The organism is Methylobacterium oryzae, from assembly GCF_036441375.1.
In the GTDB taxonomy this organism is placed as follows: domain Bacteria; phylum Pseudomonadota; class Alphaproteobacteria; order Rhizobiales; family Beijerinckiaceae; genus Methylobacterium; species Methylobacterium oryzae_A.
The window spans coordinates 993,455-1,009,879 of record NZ_MLCA01000001.1; the positions used below are offsets into that span (position 1 = coordinate 993,455).

The following is a 16,425-nucleotide window of genomic DNA, read 5'->3' on the forward strand; positions in this document are numbered from 1 at the left end:
TCGAACGGGCGGCCGTGTGACCGTGCCGGCTACCACTCGTACTCGGCGCCGACGCCGAGGCTGGTGCGGCCGTCGCTCCCGGCCTCGCCCTTCAGCTTGATCCGGCGGGTGACGTCGAAGTCGACCCCGACGGCGGTGTCGGCGGGCTTCGCCCCGGCCTTCACGCCGACGCTGACCCGATCCGATATGTAGCGCGAGGCGCCGATCGCCGGCCCGCCGCTCGCGCCGGTGGAGACGTCGAGGCTGTCGAGGCCGAGGCTCTTGCGCGCCTGCTCGAACACGTCGGGACCGGCGGCGCCCCCCGAGAGCTGGGCGACCGCCTGGGCGAGCTGCAGCGCCTGGAACGGCGACAGGCCGGCCGAGGCCTTCTTGAACAGGATCCGCGACAGGATCTCGTCCTGCGGCAGGACTGGATCCGAGGTCAGGGAGAATTGCGGCGCGTCCGCGAAGCCCGAGACCGCGATGCGGGCGGTCACGTCGGTGGCCTTGGTCTCGGCGACGAAATCGAGCTCCGGCGTGGTCAGGCTGCCGGCGAAGGTCAGCCGGCCGCGGCTGAAATCCAGGCGCTGGCCCACGAGCTCGAACTGTCCGCGCCGCAGCGAGAACGCGCCGTTGGCGTTGGGCGACGCCGAGGTGCCGGTGACGCGCAGCGCACCGCCGAGTTCCGCGTCGATGCCGCGCCCGCGCACGAAGATGCGGCTCGGCGCGTCGATCGTCACGTCGAGGGTGGCGTCGAACGGGACGGCCGGCTTCCCGCCTCGTCGCCCGGACCGGGTCGCGGCCTTCCGCTCCGCCCGCTGTGCCAGGCGCGCCTTCAGGGCCGGCGGCGTGTTGACGTGGCGGACGCCCGGCAGCGGCCGGATGGTGGCCGGCAGCCGGTCCGGAACCGCGACGTCGATTGACACGACGTTCACCCGGCCGGCGATCCGCGGCGTCCGCGCCAGCGGCCCCGCCAGCGTGATGTCGACGCTCGACACGGCCGTCATCAGAGGGCTCGAGACGAGTTCGGCCTTGTCGGCGACGACGTGGAAATTGCCCGGGAAGTCGGGCGCGAGGGAGACGCGGCCGGTGACGGAGACCTGACCGCCGTTGCGGGCGGTCGCGGTCAGGCGCTCGACCACGACGCTGTCGCCGCGGCCGGTGACGCGACCCTCGATCCCGGTGAAGCGGAGCCCGTTCAGCGGATCGGTGAAGCTCCCGCCGCTCAGCACCGCCGCGCCCTGGGCCCGCGGCGCCGCGAGCGTGCCGGTGACGCCGCCGTCGATGGCGATCTTGCCGGTGACGCTCTGGCCGCCGACGCTCAGGAGGGAATTGGCGAGGGCGGCGTCGAGCGTCCCGCGCGCGCGCAGGTCCAGCGGACCCCCGGCCTCCACGGGCAGCGACCCGGAGACCGTCAGGGCGACGCCGCGCCCGGCCGTGACCCGCCCGTCCAGGCTCGCCTGCCCGTCCGACAGCGTGCCCTTGGCGGTCGCGTCGATCGCCGGCAAGCCGGCCTGCCGCGTCTGCGGGGCGACGAGCTTGGCGACGCTGACCGCGTAGCGTCCCTCCGGCCGCGTCGCGGGGCCGCGGAGATCCGCCTCCCCGTCCAGGATCCCCGAGAGGGCGAGGCTCGGGGCGGCGATCCGGACGAGCGACAGGGGCAGCGACCGGATCGCCACCCTGAGGTCGAGATCCCGCCCGGCGCGGCCCGCGACCGTGACGCGGCCGGAGCCCGCCGCGATCGACAGGCCGTCGATCACCGCGCCGCCGTCCCGGAGGGTGATCGCCGCCGGCCCGGTGAGGGCGAAGCGGTCGTTGCCGCGGGCCGCCGACAGGCGCTGGATCTCGATCCGCGTGTCCGCGGCCGGGACGACCCGCGCGGCGCCGTCGAGCGTGAAGCCGCGCGCCCGGGCGGTGAGGCTCACGTCGCTGAAGGCGGGCGTGCCGTTCGCGAGGAGCCGGATCGTGTCGACCTGCTGGCCGGCGGCCACGAGCCGGTCGGCCTCGACGCGCCCGTCGAGGACCGGGTGGGCGCGCAGGTCTCGTCCCGAGAGGTCCGCGTCGAGCCGCGCGAGGGCGGTCTCGCCGTAGCGGAGACCGGCCCCGGTGGCACGGACGGTCACGTCCTGGCGCCCGCCGTCGCGGGCGAGGGTCAGTGCGGCGTCGAGGCGGCCCGCGACCGGTTCCGGGACCAGGGGCGCGATGTCTGTCAGGTCGCCGGCCCGCACGGTGAGTGCGCCGGCCGACAGCCACGTGTCGGCCGCGACCATCGCCTGGCCGGCGACGGAGACCGAGCCGAGATCGAGGCCGAGCCGGTCGAGGACCCAGTCCCCGCCGACGCGCGCGAGGTGCGCGCCGCCGGTCAGCGGCTTGCCGCCGACATCGCCGCCGAGCCGGACCGTGCCGTCCGGCGCGAGGAGCGCGTCCCGCAGGACCGCCTCGACGCGCAGGTCCCGGATCGGCTTGCCGGCCGCGGTGGCGGAGGGCGCCGTCAGGGTCGCGGTCACGTCCGGATGCTCCAGGGATCCGGTCAGGCGCGCGTCGACGCCCGCCCTGCCGGTGAGGCGCCCGTCGAGATCCGCGAGGCTCTTGAGGTCGATCCGTCCGGTCACGTCCGCGCGGGACGCCGTCGCCTCGCCCTGCAGGGTCGCGGTGACGCCGGAGCCTTCCAGGCGCAGATGGTCGAAGCCGTAGCCGTCGAAGGTCTGGGAGACGCGCCCCTGGAGGCTCGGCGCGCGGCCGAGGGTGCGGTCGGCCGCCCGGATCCCGGTGACGACGCCGCTCGTCGTCACGGCGAGGTCGGCGGCGACGGCCTTGCGCGCCGGATCGCCGCTGAGCCGCGCCTTGGCGTCGAGGCTGCCCGCGAGACCCTGGCCCGCGAGGCCCGAGAAGACGGAGAGGTCCGGCAGCGCCGCGTCCACGGTGCCGGTCAGGGTGTTCTGGCCGACCCGGCCGGCATAGGCGGCCCGCGCCGTGTCGGAATCGAGCTTGAGCGCCGCGATATCGAGAACGCCGTCGGCGCCGGCCGAGGCCCGGAGCGTCACGGTGGCCCGGCTGCCGATCGCCCGACGCAGGGCCGGGTCGGCGAGCTTCAGCCCGTCGACCCGGCCGTCCGCCGCGATGGCGAAACGCTGCGCCGACGGCTCGCCCTGCGGGTCGATGCCGAGACTGGCCTCGATCCGGTCGAGGCTGGAATCGCGGCTGCGCAGGGCGGCCGCGTCGAGACGGCCCCGGACGGTGGGCGCCGCCAGCGGTCCCTTGAGGCTGCCGTCGAAGACGAGCTTGCCGATCTCGGCCTCGCCGGCCCGGGTGACGTCGCCCTCCGTCGGCAAGGCGCGCGCCTGCAGCGTCAGGTCGGCGATCCGGTCGCGGGTGAGGCTGCCGCCGGCCGTCAGGCGCGCCGTGCGGGAGGCCAGCTCCAGCCGGTCGATCCGGAAGGCGCCGCTATCCGCGAAGGCGAGGCCGCCGTCGAGCTTGGTGGTGCCGGCGAAGACCGCCGCCGCCGGACCGGGCATCAGCCCCTCGATCCGGGCCGCGAGGTCGAGGGCGAGGCGCCGCTCGGCCCCGATGCGGGAGATCTTCGCCCCGCCCCTGGCGCCGATGTCGGGACCGGCCGTGAAGTCGAGCTTGGCCCCCCAGGCATCCAGTGTCCCGGTCCCGTCGAGCTCGAAGTCGATCGGCGGGGTGCCGGGCAGGTTGGCGGCCTTCGAGAGCAGGCCGCCCGCCGGCTCGACCAGGTTCGCCTTGAGTTCCAGCCGCTCGCCGTTCGGCACGAACAGCAGCGACAGCAGGAAGCGGCCCGGCGCGTCGAGGCGCTGCGCCCTCGCCTGCAGGTCGAGCCCCTCGCTGGCGGCGCCGAGCTTCGCCCGGCCCTCCGCCGACAGCCGCGCCGGCTGCCCGGCCACCGCCTCGCCCAGGGTCAGCTCGGCCAGCTTGAAGCCCTTGATCTCGACCTTGACCGGCAGGTCCGGGAGGAGCCGCCCGTCGGGCTTGGCCTCGGGCGGCGGCGGTCCGGGTATCGGCCGGCGCAGCACGTCGAGATGCCCGATCTCGAGGCTGTCGACCTCCAGCCGTCCCGACAGGAGGGCGAGCCGCCGCCAGACGATGCGGGCCCGGTCGAGCTTCAGCCAGACGCCGTCGCGGTCGCTGATCGCCACGTCCCGGATGGTCGCGTCCGAGGATAGGGCGCCGTCGATGGCGCCGATCGCCACCCGCGACGAGGGCGTCGACAGGGCGCGGGACAGGAGGCCGCCGAGGACGGACTTGTCGCCCTCGTCGGCGCGCGTCACCGCGAGGGTCCAGGGCAGCAGGGCGAGGCAGACCAGGACGAGCGCCAGGCTCCACCGGCCGGGACGGGCGGTCGGACGCGCGGTGCAAGGCGTGAGTCCGGTTCGGAACACCATTCAGAACGCCTGCCCCAGGCTGAGATACAGGACGGCGGGACGCACGTGTCCGCCCTTGTAGGGGTCGAGCGGGAAGGCGACGTCCGCGCGGATCGGCCCGATGCCGGTGTAGTAGCGCAGGCCGATGCCCACGGATTTGCGGATCTTCTCGTCGAAATCCGGCGTCGCCGAGGCGAAGGCAGTGCCCGCGTCGAAGAACGGCACCACGCCGATCGTGTCGGTGACCTTGATGCGTGCCTCGAGCGAGGCCTCCAGCAGGCTGCGGCCGCCGATCGGCAGGTTGAAGGGGCCGATCGGCCCGAGGGTTCGGTACGGGTAGCCCCGCACCGAGCCGCCGCCGCCGGCGAAGAACCTGAAATTGTCGGGGATCTCCCCCAGCGGCGCGCCCGAGACCGAGCCGAAGCCGATGCGGCCGGCGAGGATCACGCGGGCCTCGTCGTCCAGGGCGTAGTAGGTCGATCCCTGCGCCTTTGCCACGACGATGCCGGGCGACGAGATCGCGCCGGGATAGACCGCCAGCGAGGCGATGGCCCGGACGCCCCGGGTCGGGTCGAGGAGGCTGTCGGTGGAATCGTAGGTGACCGAGGCGGGCACGCCGATCAGCCGGTAATTGACCGTGCCGAGGGCGTCCTTCGACCGGCCCGCCTGCGCGTCGAGCCCGATCTGCGCCGAGAACGTGTCCGAGAACCGGTGGCGGATCGCCCCCGAGACGCCCCCGCCATCCACGAGGTAGCTCTGCTGCACCTCGCGGGTGATGAAGGCGTTCGCGAGGAAGTCGTTGCGCGTCCCCCACAGGGCCGGCTGGACGTAGGTCGCAGAGAGGCGGCCGCCGAGGCCGTTCGTGCCGATCCCCGCGAGCTTGCGCTGGTTGGCGAACGGGTCGTTGCCGAGACCCAGATAGTAGATGTCGGCATCCACCCTGAAGGACTCGCCGCCACCGAACAGGTTGCGGTTGGCGTAGTAGGCCCGCACGCCCGGCCCGTCGACGGTGGAGTAGCGCGCCGAGACGCCCACGAGGTTGCGCTCGCGCTCGGTGACCGCGACGAACAGCGGCAGGTTCCCGTCGCCGTCGAGTGTCGTCCCCTCGCGGACCCGCACGCCGCCGATCCCCTCGATCCGCGCCACCGACCGGCGGATCGCCGCCACCGCCTGGGGCGAGTACGGGTCGCCCGGCTCGGCGTAGATGAAGGACCGGATGGTGGCCGGGTCGATCCCCGGCGCGCCGCTGACCGCGACCGGGCCGATGCCGGCCACGGGGCCCGGCGCCACCGTGAAGGTCACGTCCATGACGTGGGCGGAATCGTCCACCACGGGATCGCGCGCGACCACCTTGGCGAAGGGATGGCCCTGCGCGCGGAACTGGTCGACGATCTGCGCTTCCCGCGCCAGCACGGTGGCGGAGCGCGCGGGCACGTCGTCGTCGACGCGGGTGACCCGCGCGGGCAGAACGGCGTCCGGGAACGCTTTGCTCGCCGGATCGCGCACGGTGATCCGGCGCAGATGGTAGAGGGGTCCGAGATCCACCGCGATCCGCACTGGGACGAGGCCGCGATTGCGCCACACCTCCGCGGCACCGACCGCGGACGCCGCTTGGCCCGGCACCGGCGCGCCGTCGATCCGGATCGTGACTGTTCCCTGATAGTAGCCGTAGCCCGACAGGACGTCGGCAAGCTTGGCGGGGTCGGTCTCGGCCCGGCGCAGAAGGCCCTCGCCGTCGGGCGGGGGCTCCTGCCTCAGGCGATAGAGGGTGGACGTATCTTGGAGGGCCCGCAGCACGTCGGAATCGTCCGTGCCGGTGATCCGCAGCGTGTACGGAAGCGCTGTCGCGCTCGGTGGCGGCGGCTCCGGCTCGCTGCCGAACAGGCCGAACAGGTCGAAGGCGCGCGCGGGTTGGCTCCCCGCGGCGACCAGCAGGGCGAGGGCCAGGGCGGCCAGCCTCGGCGGCGATGCGCGACGCATCACCGGGCGGGCCGCACGATGAGAGGGAGCGGAGACGCGCAAACCGCGATCTTCAGCTCCGATCGAGGTCGGCCGTGCCGCCCGCCTGTGAGATCATTGCCGCTCCCCCCTTACGCCGTATCCCGGCGTACCCCAGCGCATCTTAAGGCCAGGTGCCTGCGAGGCCAACACCGCCAAGGTCGCGGTTCGGAGACCGGACTCAGGATCCGGGTCGGCTTTTCCCACGCGACGCCGTCCGAGGATATGGACCGAAGCGGACTGATGAACGCTCCGACGGACGGCGATCATCCGGTTGGCGCGATGCTCGGACCCCCTCCCCTGCCGGAGGGCGGAAAGCGGTGCAACGCGTCTCCGCGCGACGACTGGGAATTGGGACGGGTCGATCACGTCAACAGAGAAAAACCCGCCGGGCCTTACGGCGCGGCGGGTTTGTGTCCTTGGTTGCGGGGACAGGATTTGAACCTGTGACCTTCAGGTTATGAGCCTGACGAGCTACCGGGCTGCTCCACCCCGCGCCAAGTGTGTTCGGCTGGTCCGGGCGCGCGGGCTCTGGTGAGCGTGCGCGGTGTATCCGGGGCCGGATCGGTGTTCGTGGTGAGGGAATGTGTGTCTTGCGTTGTGCGGGTCTGGCGGCGACCGACTCTCCCGTGTCTTGAGACACAGTACCATAGGCGCTGGCGTGTTTAACGGCCGAGTTCGAGATGGGATCGGGTTCTGGGCACGCCGCTCAGGCCACCAGACCGGCGCAACGCAAGTGTTTGGCACTGGGCGGCGCAGGGTGCTGCGACGGCGAGTGCTCAGTTCGGCAAGCATGCAGCGGATCCGCTGCGGGTCTTTCTGTTTCGTGTGTCTCTGGCTTCGCCAGCCTTTGCGGCTGCCGAACCAGTCCGGACACGGATCACGAGAGCGATCAAGCCAATCGGGCGATTAGTACCGGTCGGCTCAACGCGTCGCCGCGCTTGCACCCCCGGCCTATCGACGTGGTCGTCTTCCACGGCCCTCAAGGGAGGTCTCGTTTTAAGGGGGGTTTCCCGCTTAGATGCCTTCAGCGGTTTCCGCCGCTGACCCCGAAGGGCCCGCTCGACTTGCATGTGTTAAGCCTGCCGCCAGCGTTCGCTCTGAGCCAGGATCAAACTCTCACGTTGAAGAGATTGATCTGGCCGATCACGTGTATTCTCAGACGGAGCCTCACATCGACCAAGCATCCGGCGCTTCACAGCGCCAAACACCCGTCGGTGAGCTCAGAAAGAAGAACAACAGATCGGCACAAGTCTACTCACGCCAGACCCTAAGGCCCGGCCGCAAGGACAAACGCCGCCCGCGTCTCCCTTCCTCATTCCAACTTGTCAAAGAACGCCTCAGTCGCCCGAGGCTCATCAGAAGGCAAACAGAAGACCGCCCGGCAATCCCGCCGGCCAGTCCCGCCGCTTGTCAGAAGATGGCTCAGCGCCCGGTCCACTTCCGCGGCCGGCGCCGATGAGCCGGGGTATAGAGCCACCAATCCGGGCCGTCAACACCCTTTTTGCCGATCACCCGTTGGACGGGTCCGGCGTCGTCGCCGTGGTTTGCCTCGGTCTCTCCCGTGGGGCGGTGGCGATCGGCTGCGGCACGCCTCAATCTGGACACGCTGGGTCGAGAGATGGGATCACCGGACGCGGATGTCGCCTCCGGTATGGTCGAGCCCGGCCTCAGTGCCTCCGGTCCTGCGGGGACGCCCGTTCGCCATCGTCTTCTCAGGGCCTTCGAGTGAAGCGCGAGCGACTCAAGATCGGCGACGTGTCCGCCCTCTCTCCGGCACATGGGGTGCAGGCGCCCCTGGATCACCTCGGGGCGACCGCGACGCAGATCGACCGGCGTGCCGTCAACCTGCGCTGGCTCTGCGCCAGCAGCCTCACGGGGCTGACCGGGGCCGGCTTGATTGCCGCGGCCCTCCACGTGTCTCTACAGGGCGACGTCTCCTTCGCGGCCATTCCCGAGAAGGCGACGGTCATGCCCCGGCCTCAGCCCAGCGAGAGCGGTGCCAACATCGCCCGCAAGGGCGACCGGCTGGTGCGCAACCTCATGGTTGCCTCGGCCAAGCAAAGCTTCAAGGCGCCCGTCACGGTCCGCCTCGGCGACCGCGAGATCATCAAGGCGAAGGCCTTCGTGCGGCTGACCACGCCGTTGTCGATGACGACGGGCGTCTACGCCAGCGAGCCCCCTCGGTTCGACCCCATGAAGTTCGTGTCCGACGAGCCGCTGGAGCGCGCGCCCGACGCGTCCGCCGATGCGCCCAGTGCCGAAGTCACCGTGGTCAAGCGCGATCTCATCGACGCCGCCGTGGACGCCAACGCGCCCGCGCTCACCGACGACGACGTCACCGCGCAGGTGGAGGAGGAGCGCCGGATCGCCGCCGAGGCGGGGCGCCGCGCCGCCATCCCGATCGCGCCGCAGATCATGCTGTCGCGGACGCTCCAGCAGGGATCGGCCGCGGACGGTGATGGCGCGGCGCCGAAGGACGCGAACCCGTTCAAGTCGATCGAGGTGCTGGTCGTCCCGGAGAACGTCACCAAGGTCGCCAAGGTCGAGTTGAAGGCCAACGAGGCGCCGCTCGTCGAGGAACGCGATCTCGCGCTGAAGCGCGGCGAGACCCTGGAGACCACGCTGAAGGCCACCGGCTTCGCGAGCGACGACGCCGTTCGCGGCATCGTCGCCGCGCTCGGCGGCAAGGCCCGCACCGCCGCCCTCAACGAGGGCCAGCCGATGCGCGTCCAGGTCGCCCCCGGATCCCATCCCGGCGATCCCCGCCAGGTCACGCGCGTCGTGCTCTACGGCGAGAACGGCATCGAGGGTATCGCGGCGCTGAACGACCGCGGCGCCTTCGTCTCGGTCGCCCCCCCGGCCGAGGAGGCCCCCTCCCCCAAGGCGCAGCCTCAGGCGGAGGCCGGCGAGGACGAGGACGAGGATTCCGGCTCCGGTCCGCGCCTGTACCAGAGCCTCTACGAGACCGCCGCGCGCCACGATCTGCCGCGGGCCACCGTCGAGGATATCGTCCGAGTCTTCAGCTACGACCTCGACTTCCAGCGCCGCATCAGCAGCGGCGACGGGCTCGACGTCTTCTACAGCACTGACGACGATGCCAGCGCCGACCGCCCGGACCTGCTCTACGCGGCGCTGACGCTCGGCGGCGAGACCCGCAAGGTTTACCGCTTCCAGTCCCCGGATGACGGCACGATCGACTATCTGGACGAGCAGGGCCGGTCCCTGAAGAAGTTCCTGCTGCGCAAGCCCATCGCGGACGGGATCATGCGCTCCGGCTTCGGCTACCGGCGCCACCCGGTGCTGGGCTACGCCAAACTGCACACGGGCGTCGACTGGTCGAACCCGATCGGCACCCCGATCATGGCGGCCGGTAACGGCGTGGTGATCCGGGCCGAGATGACCTCGGGCTACGGCAACCGGGTCGAGGTCCAGCACGTCAACGGTTACGTGACGACCTACAACCACATGTCGCGGTTCGGCCGCGGAATCCGCGAGGGCGTGAAGGTGCGGCAGGGCCAGATCGTCGGCTATGTCGGCTCGACCGGCCTGTCGACCGGCGCGCACCTCCACTACGAGGTGATCATCAACGGCCACTTCGTCGACCCGATGAAGATCCGCGTCCCCCGCGGCCGGGAGCTCGACGGGCGCCTACTCGCCGAGTTCAAGCGCCAGCGCGAGCAGATCGACGCGACCATGCAGAAGTCGAAGAGCGCCACCGCCCTCGCCCAGCGCGACGCCGCGGTTCGCTGAGGCGATGCGCTGACGCCCCTGCTCAGGCGAAGCCGAGCCGGGCGCGAATCTCCCCGGGCGTCCGGCCGGCCTGCCGCAGGTCGGCGAGGGATTGCGAGCCCCGCGATTTGGACAGCTTCTCGCCCGCGGGGTCGAGCAGCAGCGGGTGGTGGCGATAGTGGGGCACCGGCAGGCCGAGCAGGGCCTGCAGCAACACGTGCAGGTCGGTGGCCGCCTCCAGGTCGCGGCCGCGCACCACGTGGGTGATCCCCTCCAGCGCGTCGTCGTGGACTACGGCGAGATGATAGCTCGTCGGCACGTCGCGCCGGGCGATCACCGCGTCTCCCCAGCGCGCCGGATCCGCCGCGACCCGGCGCGCGCCGGCCTCGTCGAAGGCGATGTAGCCGTGCGTCGGGCCGGCGCTGTGCAGGGCGGCCGCCATGTCGAGCCGCCACGTGTGCGGATCGCCCCGGGCAGCCCGGTCCTGCGCCACCGCGACGTCCAAGTGGCGGCAGGTGCCGGGATAGAGGGGCACGCCGTCCGGATCGCAGGGGCTCTCGCTGTCAGACGCCGTGCGCGCCCGGATCTGGCCCCGCGAACAGAAACAGGGATAGGCGAGGCCGCGGCCGATCAGGCCGCTCAGGGCGGCCCGGTACGAAGACATGTGCTGCGACTGACGCCGCACCGGTTCGGGATAGGTCAGCCCTAGCCACGCGAGGTCGGCGACGATCCCGTCGATGAAGTCCGGCTTCGAGCGCGCGGGATCGATGTCCTCGATCCGCAGGCGGCAGAGGCCGCCCATCCGGTCGGCGAGATCCGCGTTGAGCAGCGCCGAGTAGGCATGTCCCAGGTGCAGCCGACCGTTCGGGCTCGGTGCGAAGCGCAGCACCGGCGACCCGGTGGTCACGGGCCGTGCCGCCGGATCAGCCGTCGCGGCGGTGCAGGCATTGCAGCGCACCGGGCTGGCAGGCGATGCCGGGCAGCGAGCAGGCCGGTCCCTCGGCCAGGCGCTGGCAGACCTTGCAGCCGTCGCTCCACTCCAGGCAGGCCGGGTCGTCGGCCGCCGAGCGCGCCGGTGTCCCGTGCCGGGCCGGCGCGAGGGCGCCGATCAGCACGGTTGCGATCACGAGGAAAGCCGTGCCCCAAGCGGCAAGCGCGCCGCTCGACGAGCGCGGTGCGGGCGACGGAGGGCTGGCTGTCGACATGGGCCTCCTGTTGGCGCGGGACGCGCACGCCTGTCAACGCGCGCCCTCAGGCGGCGCGCGCGGATCGGCGCTCCAGCAGTGCCGGGAGCAGCTTCAAATTGAGCGGCTTGGCTAGGAACCCGTCGAAGCCGGCCGTCCGCGCCGCGACCTCATCGTCCCGGCCGGCATTCGCGGTCAGGGCGACGAGGTGGAGCCGGGGCGCGCCGCCCGCTTCGGCGGCCCGGATCCGCCGGGCGGTCTCATGCCCGTCCAGGCGGGGCATCCGCACGTCGATCAGCGCGAGGTCGAAGGGGCCGTCCGTCTCCAGCCGCGCGAGCGCCTCGAGGCCGTCGACGGCGTGGATCACCGTGGCGCCGAGCCGCTCCAGGGCCCGGGTCGCCAGCAGGGCGTTGATCGGGTTGTCCTCGGCGAGCAGGATCCGCAGGCCGGGGCCGACACGCGTCGCCGCCGCCGGCGGCGCCGACGCGGCCTCGACCGGGCTCGTCGACGCGAGCAGGCGCTCGAACAGGGAGCGGGGCCGGACCGGCTTGATGAGGTAGCCGTCGAAGCCCGCCGCCCCGGGGGCCCCGAAGCCGCGCCGGTCGAAGGGCGAGAGGAGCACGAGGCTGGTGCGGACCCCGCAGGCCCGCGCCGCGTCGGCGATCTGCCGCACCGCCGCGTCGCCCAGCGCCCGGTCGGCCAGCACCGCGTCGAACGCGGCGCCCGACAGGGCGTCGAGGCCCGAGCCCAGGCTGTCGACGATCACGGTGGCGGCGCCGGCCCGGGACAGGCTGCGGGCGAGGTACGGGGCCTGGAACGGCGAGTCGGCGACGATCAGGCAGCGCCGCGGCGAGAGGCTCGGCAACGGGGCGCGCCCGCCGCCCTCGACGCCCGCGACCGCGGCCAGGGGCAGCAGGACCCGGAAGGTTGAGCCCCGGCCGACGCGCGATTCCGCTTCGATCCTCCCGCCCATGCGGGTCACGAGCCGCCGCGTGATGGCGAGCCCCAGCCCGGTGCCCTCGTGGCTGCGGCTCGCGCTGCCGTCGCCCTGCTCGAATTCCTCGAACAGGATCGGCAGCCTCTCCTCCGGGATGCCCGGACCGGTATCCGCCACGGCGAGCACGACCTCGCCGCCGGTCCCGCTTCGCGCGAAGTGCAGGCTGACGCCGACGCCGCCGCGCTCGGTGAACTTGATGGCGTTGCCGGCGAGGTTGATCAGGATCTGCCGCACCCGGTCGGCGTCGCCCAGGACCGCGGCCGGGAAGTCTTCGGCCACGTCGAGGGCGATCTCGATGCCCTTGTCCTGGGCGCGGGGCGCCAGCAGCTCGACGACCCCTTCGGAGAGCGCCGGCAGGTCGAAGGGTTCCGCCGCGAGGTCGAGGCGCCCGGCCTCGATCCGCGAGAAGTCGAGGACCCCGTCGATCAGGCCGAGCAGGGCTTGGCCGCTGGTGCGCACCGCCTCCACGTAGGTGCGCTGCTCGGGGTTCAGCTCGGTCCCGAGCACGAGGTCCGCCATGCCCAGGATGCCGTTGAGGGGCGTCCGCATCTCGTGGCTCACGGTCGCCAGGAAGCGGGACTTCGCGACGCTCGCCGCCTCGGCGCGCTCCAGGGCCGCGTCGCGGCTGCGGATCGCCTCGACCCGCGCGGTCACGTCCCGGCCCGCGCGCAGCCAGTGCGTCGCGTCCCCGTGCGCCACCGGCATCTCCACGAAGGCGAACCAGCGCGCCCGGCCGTCCGATGTCCGGACCTGCGCCTCCATGCGCCGGACCCCGTCCGGCCCGACCTCGACGGCGTTCCGGTCGAGGATCTCGAGGTCGTCCTGGGAGCCGATCAGCGCGATCGGCTCGCGGCCGAGCAGGCGGGCGAAATCCTCGTTGGCGTAGGTGATGCGGCCGCGGGCATCCCGCTGTACGATGATCTCGGTGGTGGCAGCCACCAGCGCGCGGTAGCGGTCCTCGCTCTCGCTGATCCGCCAGATGCGATCCTGCAGCCGCTCGGCCTCGCGCTCGGCGCGCCGCGTTCCGAGCAGGCGCCACAGGCCGAAGGCCAGCAGGGCCGCTGTCAGGAGCGCCAGGACAGGCGCCAAGGTGTCGATCATTCCGGCCTCCCCGGCTTCAGGCCGGTTCGCCCCAGGATCGCAGCCGAAGCTGAAGGCGGCGTTGGGAAAGGCCCTTAACCGCCGGTTGCGGACTTCGCGGATTCCGCGACGCGGCGCGCACTTAACGGAACCGTGAGGTGATCCGAAGAGCGGCTCGCGAGTTGCCTGCCAGGGCGAGAGCCCGGACGGAGACGGCACATGCCCGGTGAGCACTACGACGTCATCATTGTCGGGTCCGGTCCCGGCGGCGGCACGATGGCGTGGCGCCTCGCCAAGACGGGCAAGCGCATCCTGCTGCTCGAGCGCGGCGACTACCTGCTGCGCGAGCCGCGGAACTGGGACAGTCAGGCGGTGATCGTCGACGGCTACTACCAGGCCAAGGAGACGTGGTACTCCTCCGACGGCAAGAGCTTCCACCCGGGCCTGCACTACTACGTCGGCGGGAACTCGAAGTTCTACGGCTCGGTCCTCTTCCGCCTCCGCGAGAAGGATTTCTCCGAGATCCGCCACCAGGATGGCGTCGCGCCGGCCTGGCCCGTCGGCTACGACGTTTTCGAGCCGTACTACCAGGCGGCCGAGGAGCTGTTCCACGTCCACGGCCTGCGCGGCGAGGACCCGACCGAGCCCTGGTCGACGAAGCCTTACGCCCATCCGCCGGTGACGCACGAGCCGCGGATTCAGGAGCTGTTCGACAACCTGAAGCGGACCGGCCACAATCCGTTCCACCTGCCGGTGGGCGTGCGGCTGGTGGAGAAGGACGGCCGCGCCGTGCCGACCTCGCCCTGCATCAAGTGCGAATCCTTCGACGGTTTCCCCTGCCCGACCAACGGCAAGTCCGACGCGCAGACCATGGTGGTGGATCCCGCCCTGCGGGACTGCCCCAATCTGACGCTGCTCACCCGCACCTATATCGAGCGCCTCGTGACCGACGCCGCGGGCGGCACCGTCACGGGCGTGGTGGGCACCCGCGACGGCGCGCCCTTCGAGGCCTCGGCCGACATCGTGGTGGTGGCCTGCGGCGCCCTCTCGTCGGCGCTGCTGCTGTTGCGCTCGGCCAGCGACCGGCACCCGAACGGTCTCGCCAACGGTTCGGATCAGGTCGGGCGCAACTACATGCGCCATAACAACTCGACCGTGCTGGCGATCTCGAAGGTCCCGAACCCGACTCGGTTCCAGAAGACGCTCGGCCTCAACGACTTCTATTTCGGCGATCCGGACCCGAAGGACGGTTGGGATTTTCCCCTCGGCCACATCCAGATGGTCGGCAAGTCGGACGGGGCGCAGATCCACGGCGAGGGCCTGCCCGGCTTCCTGCAATGGTTCCCCGACAAGCCTTTCGACTGGATCGCCAAGCACTCCGTCGATTTCTGGCTGACCTCCGAGGACGTGCCGCTGCCGCAGAACCGGATCTTCTACAAGGACGGCAAGGTCCATCTCGACCTCACCGAGACGAACGTCGAGGCGCATGAGCGGCTTCGGCAGAAGCTTCGCGAGATCTGCAGCTTCACCGACATCCACCCGCACCTGTTCGACCGCTCGCTCTATCTCGGCAAGAATGTCCCGATCGGCGGGACGGCCCATCAGGCGGGGACGCTGCGGTTCGGCGAGGATCCGAAGACGTCGGTGCTCGATCCGAATTGCAAGGCGCACGAGTTGGACAACCTCTACGTGACCGATGCCAGCTTCTTCCCGTCGATCGGCGCCGTGAACCCGACGCTGACGATCATCGCCAACGCCCTGCGGGTCGCCGACCATCTCGTCGCCCGGATGGGCGCCCGCGACGAGATCCCGCCGCCTCGGCTCTTCGACCACACCGAGCCGCGGGAGCCGCTGCCGGCCTGAGGATCGGCGGCGTGAGAACTACCGCTCCCACCCACCTCCGCATCCTGCGATGCCCGCGCCAGCCCTCTTCGGAGGCGGGCGCCAGACATCGCGGGCGAACCGGCTGAGGACGCCGCGGGAAGACGCACGCACGGAGTCGTTCATCGCTCTTCCGGTGCAGGGCCGAGACGAGCGTCGCCCACAGCGGAGAAGAGGACCGCCCCGGACCGAGCCGCGCGGATGTTGCTATAGCGCGGGAGTGAGACCGACAGACCGATTCGCTTGTGGCCATTGACCATATCGATCTCAGCCGGATCGACCTGAACCTGCTGGTCGCCCTCGACGCGCTGCTCGACGAGCGCAGCGTCACGCGGGCCGCCGCGCGGGTCGGGATCGGCCAGTCGGCGATGAGTTCGAGCCTCGCCCGCCTGCGGCGCCTGTTCGACGACGAGCTCCTGACCCGGGCGCCGGACGGGATGCGGCCGACGCCCCGCGCCCTCAAGATCGCCGAGCCGCTACGGGCCACCCTCCGGCAGGTGCAGGCGCTGGTCCACCGGGAGGAGCGGTTCGATCCGGCCACCGTCGCGCGCACCTTCACGGTGAGCCTGCCGGACAGCGTCGAGGCGCTGCTCGGGCCGCGGCTGATCGCGCAGCTGCGGCGGGACGCGCCCGGCATCCGGCTGCTGCTGCGCTCGGTCGACCGGACCCGGATCCTGGACGAGCTCGACGCCGACCGGGTCGACCTCGCCATCGGCCTGTTCTCGGAGGGGCAGCTCCACCACAAGCAGCGCCTCCTCTACCGGGACAGCTACGTCGTACTGTTCAACGCCGCGCTGGTCGGCCTGGAGCCGCCGATCGGGCTCGACGATTACCTGCGCTTCCCTCACGTGCTGACGTCCCTGCGCGAGACCGCCCACGGGGTCGTCGACGACGCCCTCGCGCTGATCGGGCGCTCGCGCACCCTGGCGGTGACGACCCCGCGCTTCCTCGTGGTCCCGTTCATGGTCCGGGCGGCGCCGGTGATCGCCACGATGCACGCCCGGCTCGCCACCTCCTTCGCCAGCGCCCTGGCGCTCAGCGTCAGCCCGGTGCCGGTGCCCCTCGACGACGTGCCCGTGTCGATGCTCTGGCACGCCTCCTACGATCACGACCCGGCCCACCGCTGGCTGCGGGACCTCCTGGTCCGGCTGGCCCACGAGCCGCCGGCGCCCGGCATCATCTGAGCCCCGCG

The 16,425-nt window shown here is 71.9% G+C and carries 8 protein-coding genes, 1 tRNA gene, 1 rRNA gene and 1 other annotated feature; of the genes, 3 read left to right on the forward strand and 7 right to left on the reverse strand.

Annotation, left to right across the window (positions count from 1 at the left end; translation table 11 throughout):
• Positions 1–29: 29 nt before the first annotated feature.
• From MOTC310_RS04770 to rrf, 4 genes are all read right to left on the reverse strand, one after another.
• Positions 30–4,382, reverse strand: a complete 4,353-nt coding sequence (locus MOTC310_RS04770; protein ID WP_331300955.1) for a translocation/assembly module TamB domain-containing protein — start codon at positions 4,380–4,382, stop codon at positions 30–32.
• Positions 4,383–6,341 carry an autotransporter assembly complex protein TamA gene (locus MOTC310_RS04775; RefSeq protein WP_331300956.1) on the reverse strand — a complete coding sequence of 653 codons (1,959 nt, stop codon included), beginning with the start codon at positions 6,339–6,341 and terminating at the stop codon, positions 4,383–4,385.
• Between the two features lie 438 nt (positions 6,342–6,779).
• Positions 6,780–6,856, reverse strand: a tRNA-Met gene (locus MOTC310_RS04780).
• Between the two features lie 109 nt (positions 6,857–6,965).
• Positions 6,966–7,081, reverse strand: a 5S ribosomal RNA gene (gene rrf / locus MOTC310_RS04785).
• A 179-nt stretch (positions 7,082–7,260) separates the two neighbouring features.
• Positions 7,261–7,481: a sequence feature (23S ribosomal RNA rRNA prediction is too short), on the reverse strand.
• Between the two features lie 606 nt (positions 7,482–8,087).
• Between rrf and MOTC310_RS04790 the strand changes: the two genes are divergently transcribed.
• Entirely contained in the window at positions 8,088–10,112 is a 2,025-nt protein-coding gene (locus MOTC310_RS04790) for a M23 family metallopeptidase (protein ID WP_331300957.1), read from the forward strand.
• 22 nt (positions 10,113–10,134) lie between these two features.
• On the opposite strand, the gene gluQRS is transcribed toward MOTC310_RS04790, so the two are convergent.
• From gluQRS to MOTC310_RS04805, 3 genes are read right to left on the reverse strand one after another with little or no spacing between them, the layout of a single operon-like run.
• The gene (gene gluQRS, locus MOTC310_RS04795; RefSeq protein WP_331300958.1) at positions 10,135–10,998 is read right to left on the reverse strand and encodes a tRNA glutamyl-Q(34) synthetase GluQRS; all 864 of its coding nucleotides are present in this window, start codon (positions 10,996–10,998) and stop codon (positions 10,135–10,137) included.
• Between the two features lie 16 nt (positions 10,999–11,014).
• A complete protein-coding gene (locus tag MOTC310_RS04800) occupies positions 11,015–11,296 on the reverse strand; it encodes a hypothetical protein (RefSeq protein ID WP_331289917.1) in 282 nt (93 codons plus the stop codon).
• Between the two features lie 46 nt (positions 11,297–11,342).
• Positions 11,343–13,373, reverse strand: a complete 2,031-nt coding sequence (locus MOTC310_RS04805) for an ATP-binding protein (RefSeq protein ID WP_331300959.1) — start codon at positions 13,371–13,373, stop codon at positions 11,343–11,345.
• 198 nt (positions 13,374–13,571) lie between these two features.
• On the opposite strand from MOTC310_RS04805, the gene MOTC310_RS04810 reads away from it, so the two are divergent.
• Positions 13,572–15,215: a GMC family oxidoreductase gene (locus tag MOTC310_RS04810; protein ID WP_331300960.1), complete on the forward strand. Its 1,644-nt coding sequence runs from the start codon at positions 13,572–13,574 to the stop codon at positions 15,213–15,215.
• A gap of 263 nt (positions 15,216–15,478) precedes the next feature.
• On the forward strand, positions 15,479–16,417 hold the full coding sequence (locus MOTC310_RS04815; RefSeq protein ID WP_331300961.1) for a LysR family transcriptional regulator: 939 nt from the start codon (positions 15,479–15,481) through the stop codon (positions 16,415–16,417).
• Positions 16,418–16,425: the final 8 nt, after the last annotated feature.